The organism is Desulfobacter sp., from assembly GCF_050177295.1.
Genome location: NZ_JBFXHE010000268.1, coordinates 1 through 6,236 on the forward strand (window position 1 = coordinate 1; position 6,236 = coordinate 6,236).

The 6,236-nt window shown below is 48.4% G+C and carries 8 protein-coding genes and 1 pseudogene; 2 read left to right on the forward strand and 7 right to left on the reverse strand.

Annotated features, from left to right (window positions below; translation table 11 throughout):
- A partial coding sequence (locus tag AB7U36_RS16390) for an ATP-binding protein (protein WP_428160777.1) occupies positions 1-886 on the forward strand: 886 nt, incomplete at its 5' end.
- A gap of 516 nt (positions 887-1,402) precedes the next feature.
- Here AB7U36_RS16390 and AB7U36_RS16395 read toward each other — a convergent pair.
- The 4 genes from AB7U36_RS16395 to AB7U36_RS16410 are packed head-to-tail and all read right to left on the reverse strand — an operon-like array spanning position 1,403 to position 3,642.
- On the reverse strand, positions 1,403-1,564 hold the full coding sequence (locus AB7U36_RS16395; RefSeq protein ID WP_428160778.1) for a hypothetical protein: 162 nt from the start codon (positions 1,562-1,564) through the stop codon (positions 1,403-1,405).
- Positions 1,565-1,567: 3 nt separating this feature from the next.
- Entirely contained in the window at positions 1,568-2,032 is a 465-nt protein-coding gene (locus tag AB7U36_RS16400; protein ID WP_428160779.1) for a hypothetical protein, read from the reverse strand.
- 36 nt (positions 2,033-2,068) lie between these two features.
- On the reverse strand, positions 2,069-3,370 hold the full coding sequence (locus AB7U36_RS16405) for a type II toxin-antitoxin system HipA family toxin (RefSeq protein ID WP_428160780.1): 1,302 nt from the start codon (positions 3,368-3,370) through the stop codon (positions 2,069-2,071).
- A complete protein-coding gene (locus AB7U36_RS16410) occupies positions 3,370-3,642 on the reverse strand; it encodes a helix-turn-helix domain-containing protein (protein ID WP_428160781.1) in 273 nt (90 codons plus the stop codon). Before AB7U36_RS16410 ends, AB7U36_RS16405 begins: the two co-directional genes overlap by 1 nt.
- Before the next feature lie 110 nt (positions 3,643-3,752).
- Here AB7U36_RS16410 and AB7U36_RS16415 point away from each other — a divergent pair, with 110 nt between their 5' ends.
- Complete coding sequence (locus AB7U36_RS16415; RefSeq protein WP_428160782.1) at positions 3,753-4,001, forward strand: hypothetical protein; 249 nt, start codon at positions 3,753-3,755, stop codon at positions 3,999-4,001.
- A 258-nt stretch (positions 4,002-4,259) separates the two neighbouring features.
- On the opposite strand, the gene AB7U36_RS16420 is transcribed toward AB7U36_RS16415, so the two are convergent.
- From AB7U36_RS16420 to AB7U36_RS16430, 3 genes and pseudogenes are all read right to left on the reverse strand, one after another.
- Positions 4,260-5,033 (reverse strand): SDR family NAD(P)-dependent oxidoreductase, encoded by a 774-nt coding sequence (locus AB7U36_RS16420; RefSeq protein WP_428160783.1) that lies wholly within the window; start codon positions 5,031-5,033, stop codon positions 4,260-4,262.
- Between the two features lie 76 nt (positions 5,034-5,109).
- Positions 5,110-5,745: a Crp/Fnr family transcriptional regulator gene (locus tag AB7U36_RS16425; RefSeq protein ID WP_428160784.1), complete on the reverse strand. Its 636-nt coding sequence runs from the start codon at positions 5,743-5,745 to the stop codon at positions 5,110-5,112.
- A gap of 357 nt (positions 5,746-6,102) precedes the next feature.
- Positions 6,103-6,198: pseudogene (locus tag AB7U36_RS16430) on the reverse strand (Mut7-C RNAse domain-containing protein); the annotation flags it as partial.
- Positions 6,199-6,236 lie beyond the last annotated feature (38 nt).

The window sequence follows — 6,236 nt, forward strand, 5'->3', positions numbered from 1 at the left end:
CAGCCTTCAGGCCGGTGGTGGCATTGATATCTTTGCCACCGGCAGTAATGCCAAACTGCTTTCTGGAGAGCTGGCCACCTATCTATCTGGCCGGTACGTCGAAATAAAGGTATATGGGCTGACCTATGATGAGTTTTTAATTTTTCACGGACTTGAGCAAGGGCTGGATAGCCTGCAAACCTATCTGAAATTTGGCGGACTTCCCTACTTAAAACATCTGCCTTTAGATGATTCAATTGTTTTTGATTATCTGCGAAACGTTTCAGATGCCATTATCCTCAAAGACATCGTTGCCCGGTACGATATCCGGAATGTTGCCTTTCTGCAGCGGCTATGCCGTTTCCTCGCAGATAACGTCGGCTCCCTGGTCACGGCACGAAAAATAAGCACCTACCTGAAATCCCAGCAGATTAAAATCTCCCACAACCTGGTCATTGACTACCTGTCATATCTTTCCAGCGCCCAGCTTGTTCTTCCGGCAAGACGGTATGACATTGCCGGCAAAAAAATCTTTGAAATTGGAGAAAAATACTATTTTGAGGATCTTGGCATCCGCCATGCTATGGTCGGGTTCAACACTTCAGACATCAATAAAATTATTGAAAACGTAATTTTCACCCACTTGAAAACAGCCGGATATGATGTCACCGTTGGACAAATTGGGAAAAAGGAAACCGATTTTGTCTGTGAAAAACAAGGGGAACACCTGTACATCCAGGCTGCTTACATGATTCCGGATGACAAGGTCCGGGATCGTGAATTCGGCAGTCTTCTTGCTATTCCAGACAACCATCCTAAAAAAGTGGTGACCATGGACCCGATTATCGGCGGCACATATAAAGGCATTGAGCATGTCCATCTTGAAAATTTTCTGCTTTCTCTATGACGCCACCTAAAGCTGCCGGTTGGCATGGGAAACCATGAGTTCAAAAGTCAGGCCCCGGGCAAAGTTACGGTACTTTTTCCCATCAGCTGAACCCATAAGGCCATGCAGTTTTTCCCATTTTAGTTCTTCCAACTTTGAATGGATCTCACCCAGTGAACCGACGATGCGGGCCAATTGTTGAAAACAAGGTATTGAAAGCTGTTGAATATTAGGAGTCGTATTATTGAATTCTATGAAATGATACCCTCAAAACTTCAGTAAGATTCATAATCGCCTCTACACATTGTATTAATGATTACAGATGGAACATCATTCTTTTCGCACCGTTCTGCCAATCTTCTGATTCTTTGGCAAAAGGACATCTTGGTTTTGGCACGATAACTCTTCCTTTGTTGCAATCGTACAATTTCAAGTGCGTTCAGCACTTCTTCCTGTTGCGTTGAAATAAAAAAAGTATTGAAAATCAGCATATTACTTATATGTGTACCCATTGGGTGCAGATACTTTGAAATAAAATCAGGCCCAGGCAGGAATATACCGGGGGTATTTGCGTGACTCCGGTGCTCCCGGGTCGTTCTTGATCAGCCCCTGTTCAGAGGCGGCAGAAATGATTCGGGACACGGAGTTGCCGCTGCGCTCCGACAATCCAAAGCGATTGCGTAAGGATTGGTTGGTCATTTTTTATCGCAACACCCACTGTAACACACAATGCTGGTAACAGGCACGAACCCGGTCTGTTCTGTCCATGGCCCTGAAATCCCTTGCGCCGTATATGACCGCCACAGTCCGCCGGTATTCAATTAAGAAATCAGGTGCAGGCAACTGCAGGAGTTCCGCTGTTTCGTTTTGGGGCAGCTTGCCCATGACATATTGCACCAGCCCCTGAAATCCTGCTGCATATCCTTTTTCCCCGGTCTGGTCCGACAGGGTATTGAGTTTGGAATCCCCTTTATAGACCACTATTCGGGGGGCTTTTCTCCATACCGATTCAAATGATCTTAAGTTTTTCGCCAGCAGAACAGCCCCAATGTTCAAGACGGCATAACCGTCCGTCAGGCGTTCAATCAGATTCGCTGCAACCAGCCGTTCAAGCACCCCTTCCTGGGTGGTGGGATAAGGTTTGCCAAGCTTCCATTCGTTTCCCATCCGCTTCCCCGTTTATCTGCCTCGGTATTGGGGCTGCTATTTTATCAACCGTTCCCTTGCCTGGTGTATCCCTGAAAAAATTGCTGATGAAATCTGACCGGGAAATCCAGGGGGCAGGGCCGCACCTGCCTGATCTATACATTCTTGTACCATATCGCAGCATTTTTCAATGATCTGCTTCATTTCATCTTCCGGGTACCTGCATTTTTTTGCCGTATCCAGCCAATGTCTTCTGGTTATGCTGTTCCATCTGTAATGGCGGTTTTTCCCTGACACGGCCATAGCCGTCTTCACCTTGTGCATGGAAACCTGGCCAGCCTTGGCCAAAGGATAGATCGAAATGACATCGTAAAGGGGGGTCAGGTGAAAGCGGCTTCCGGGCCGAAGAAAGATGCTGAAATTTTTGGCATGGCCGTCAATGGCCCCCAGCATCCAGAAAAGCACCTGGGCCGTCATAAAGACGGTCCGGTCCACATGGGCTCTGTCAGAGCCCAGAAGCAGGCCCATGATTGCAGCCATACCCGGTCCCCCGTCCGCCTCATATTTCAGAGCCGAAGGCGTTCCCGTGGCCTGGCAGAAATCTTCCTGGGGCAGCCGGATCAGCCAGGAGCCGTCAGCGGACCAGCGCCGGTCAAACCGCTTCACCACCAGCACCTTCTGGCTGCCGAAATTCGCCATCTGGGTGTCAGCCGCAGCCATGCCAAAGGCGTCCAAAAGTTTCTGGCAGAGCCATTCGTTTTCCACACTGCCTGACAGATCCAGGCCGGTCTGGCCCAGCCAGCCCATGGGCAGCTTGAAAATGTGGCTGGTGGGTGTGGCCCCGGAAGGGCGGTACCAGCCGCCCTGCATTCTGAGGAAAGCGGTTTTTTCCTGGGCTCCGGCAACGGAAAGCCTGAAATCAGCATCAATGTCCACCCCCAGGGGCATGGCAGAATAGGACTTAAGAATAGCCTCTATCTGTGAGTCATCCACTCGATCTGCCGTGACCATTTTGATACTTGGCCTTTCCCCTTCAGGCACAAGCTGCACAGCTCCCACACAATCCCTGCCAATGTAGGAGAGCAGGTCAAAGGCCCGGGTGGACGAAGCCCCGGTCCGGGCCTGCAGCCTGTTACGCAATGCCATGTTGTCCGGCAACAGGTTATCAAAAAAATTTTCAACCCGGTCTCCGGAATAGACCTGGGCCGTAAGGGGCAGAGACAGGGACAAAGGCCTTCTGTTACGGTCTGAGAGCCAGTTCCTGTCATAGCCGAAAGAGACAATCCCCTTGGAACTGCGAGCCAGCCAGCCCACAGGGGAACCGTTCATCAGAACGCTGAGGCGGCCTGCCTTTCCCATCACCATTCATCCTCATTATTTTCCCGGGCTCCTTGGCCCGGGGCGACACCGTCAATTGACTTGGGCTCAAGAGCTATCCCTACTTCCAAAGCGGAAAGTAGCCGGAACAGGCTGTCCACCCGAATATTGGGATTACCATTCTCCATCAGGGAGACCCGTTTCTGATCAAGACCCACCCGTTTGCCCAGAGCTGTCTGGGTTAGCCCCTTTTGTTTTCTCAATTCCTTGAGCATTGCCCCAAGATCCCTTGGAGAGACAATGATCTGCTGCATCGTTTCCTCCAAATAAAATAAGTCGGTAGCAACATAATATCAAATTATGTCCAAAAGGCTATATTTTTCTTTTATGGCGTTTCAGCTATATACGGTTTTTTGTTCGACTGGTGACAGTTATTCAGTCGTTGTTCCAGGAACCGAATATAAGGTTTGAAGATGGTCAGGCCGTGTGGCTGGCGCTGACCGATTATCGAAATGCAAAACCGGTGAAGGGTAAAGAAGCTGATTTTGCGGATGCCCTGATCGTCAACAAATCTAAGCAGGTCGCCAACAAAGAAAATAAACCTTTAATGGGTCTTTCACTTTTGATCTTGCAGCATAAACTTTACCAGGGGCCAAGGCTCCAAAATAACTGAAACAAAATCCCGACGTATTTGTGTGACTCCGGCTCCGGCGATCCCGGGTCTTGATCAATCCGGTGTTCAGCGACGGTAGAAATGATCTTGGACACGGTGTTGCTGTTGCGCTCCGACAATCCAAAGCGATTGCGTAAGAAAATGATAAGCGGTGCCTCTTGGCCGCGACTGGATCTGGAACATGATAACGCGACCGTCCGGGTGTTGGATCTCTTGAGCATCAAGACCTTTTGAATCATCGCCGTAAACTGGAAAGGCTCAATTCGTGGTAAGCCCTCCGTCAACTGGAAAAATGCCACCGGTGATCCATGCGGCATTTTCAGATGCCAGGAACAGGGCCAGGTGTGCTACGTCCACCCCCTCACCCAGACGCTGCAGGGGATAGATGGAACGGACCATGGTATCGAACCGGTCTTTTGCCTCATCATCCAGGCGATCATGGTTGTACGCCACCTGCGGGGTAGAAACGGTGCCTGGAGCAATTGCATTGATCCTGATCCCCAACGGTCCCAGTTCAAAGGCCAAAGCCTTTGTGAAAGATTCGACAGCCCCTTTTGAGGCCGAATAGGCTGTGGATGGCCGATCCGAAAGCATGCGTTTTGCAAAGTAGGATGATAGGTTAATAACGTTGCCCCGGGCCTCTGTTAGATGTCCCAAAAAGATCTGGGTCAAAAAGTAGGGAACCCGGACGTTTAATGAAAAATGTCGGTCAAAATCAACCTTAGACATCTGGGAAAATGGTGTAAATCGAGCTATTCCGGCGTTGTTGACCAGGATATCCACCTGGATACCCTGTTTTTCAACTGAATGGAAAATTTTTTCCACGGCACCTGCCTGTAACATATCCGCTACCACGGGCAAAACATGGTTGCCGTTCAGGGTGAGGCTGTGGGCTTTTTCCGCCAACTTGTCCGGGTTTCTTCCTACGATAACAAGGTCTGCGCCATGGGCAGCGAAGATCTTTGCAATGGCGAATCCTATGCCGTCACTACCTCCTGTAATAACTGCAGTTTTTCCTTTGAATGTAATCATAATATCTCCTGTGATAATTACGGGTTATTGATGCACAGGAGTTTACCTGAAATTTTTCTTTTTTCATTAACACGGGTTAATTTGCGGCATTTTTTATTCTTGATTTGATTCTGGACAAAGACACATCGGTCATTCCAAGATAGGAGGCCAGGTGGTAAGCAGGAAGCCTTTCGGCAAGAACAGGATTTTTTTTACAAAATGCAAGATACCGCTCCTGGGGCGTATGCATGAGAAACTCATACTCCCTTGCAAACTTATCCTCGGCAAGGGCCTCTGCATGAGGCAGTGCAAAGTGTTCCCAGATGCCGTGACCATGAAGCCAATGATAAAACAGCTCAAATTTGCAGACAGAGGCATCAACCGCTTCTATGGTTGCAATTGTAAACAGACTCTTCTCCACCCGGGCGGACGGGGCCACAGGCCAAAGAAATTGCCCTTCAAGAAAAAATCCCTTGTTAAACTCGCGACCCAAAACGTCCGTATAAAAGAGCCGGATGATGCCCTGATGGAGAAAAAATACTTTATCCCACATATCTCCGGCCCTGATAAGGATTTTTTTGGCCGGATAGCGGCGGCAAACGAATTTACCTGCAAAATCAGAGAACGCAGATTCTGGAAAATGTAGTCCGTTTCCCGAATCCTTTTGCCCGGCACTCAAAATGCGTTTCAGGGTAGATTCCGGGCTCTTTGCATGCTTTTCAATGATGGTCATCTGCTTTTTTTATCAATCCGTACAAATCTAATTGCCAATAAATGTAACGTGGCTATTTCATATGCGTTTTAATGTGATGTTCATTACATCCTCATCGCCTTCCCGAAAGTTGAGTTAAAACCAATCTTCAATTTTTAACCCTTCAACCCGTTCAAACTCTTTTGTGTTATGTGTTATTAAGACAGCATCTATGCTCAAGGCGGTGCCAGCTATAAGGGTGTCAATAGTTCCTATCGGTAACACACTCCTTACAACGTATTTCAATTATAATTGGGAGTACAATTATTTTTAATAAAAAAGCAAGCGTGCTTTGTTGTTGAGTGAGAAGCATAGACTGCCAGGGGACCACCAGGCCGGTCAGGTTATATCTGTTCCCAGGCCGGCAGCTCTCATTTTTTCAAGAATATGATCCCGATGAGAACCTGGCCAGTACACCTGGCCGCACCGGGGGCATTGTTATATATCATTGTAATACCGTCTGGTCTGGGGTT

Coding starts and splice junctions, on each gene's coding strand:
- AB7U36_RS16410 (WP_428160781.1), bottom strand. CDS start 3,642: ATGCAGCAGATCATTGTCTCTCCAAGGGATCTTGGGGCAATGCTCAAG.
- AB7U36_RS16395 (WP_428160778.1), bottom strand. CDS start 1,564: ATGACCAACCAATCCTTACGCAATCGCTTTGGATTGTCGGAGCGCAGC.
- AB7U36_RS16425 (WP_428160784.1), bottom strand. CDS start 5,745: ATGACCATCATTGAAAAGCATGCAAAGAGCCCGGAATCTACCCTGAAA.
- AB7U36_RS16420 (WP_428160783.1), bottom strand. CDS start 5,033: ATGATTACATTCAAAGGAAAAACTGCAGTTATTACAGGAGGTAGTGAC.
- AB7U36_RS16400 (WP_428160779.1), bottom strand. CDS start 2,032: ATGGGAAACGAATGGAAGCTTGGCAAACCTTATCCCACCACCCAGGAA.
- AB7U36_RS16405 (WP_428160780.1), bottom strand. CDS start 3,370: ATGGGAAAGGCAGGCCGCCTCAGCGTTCTGATGAACGGTTCCCCTGTG.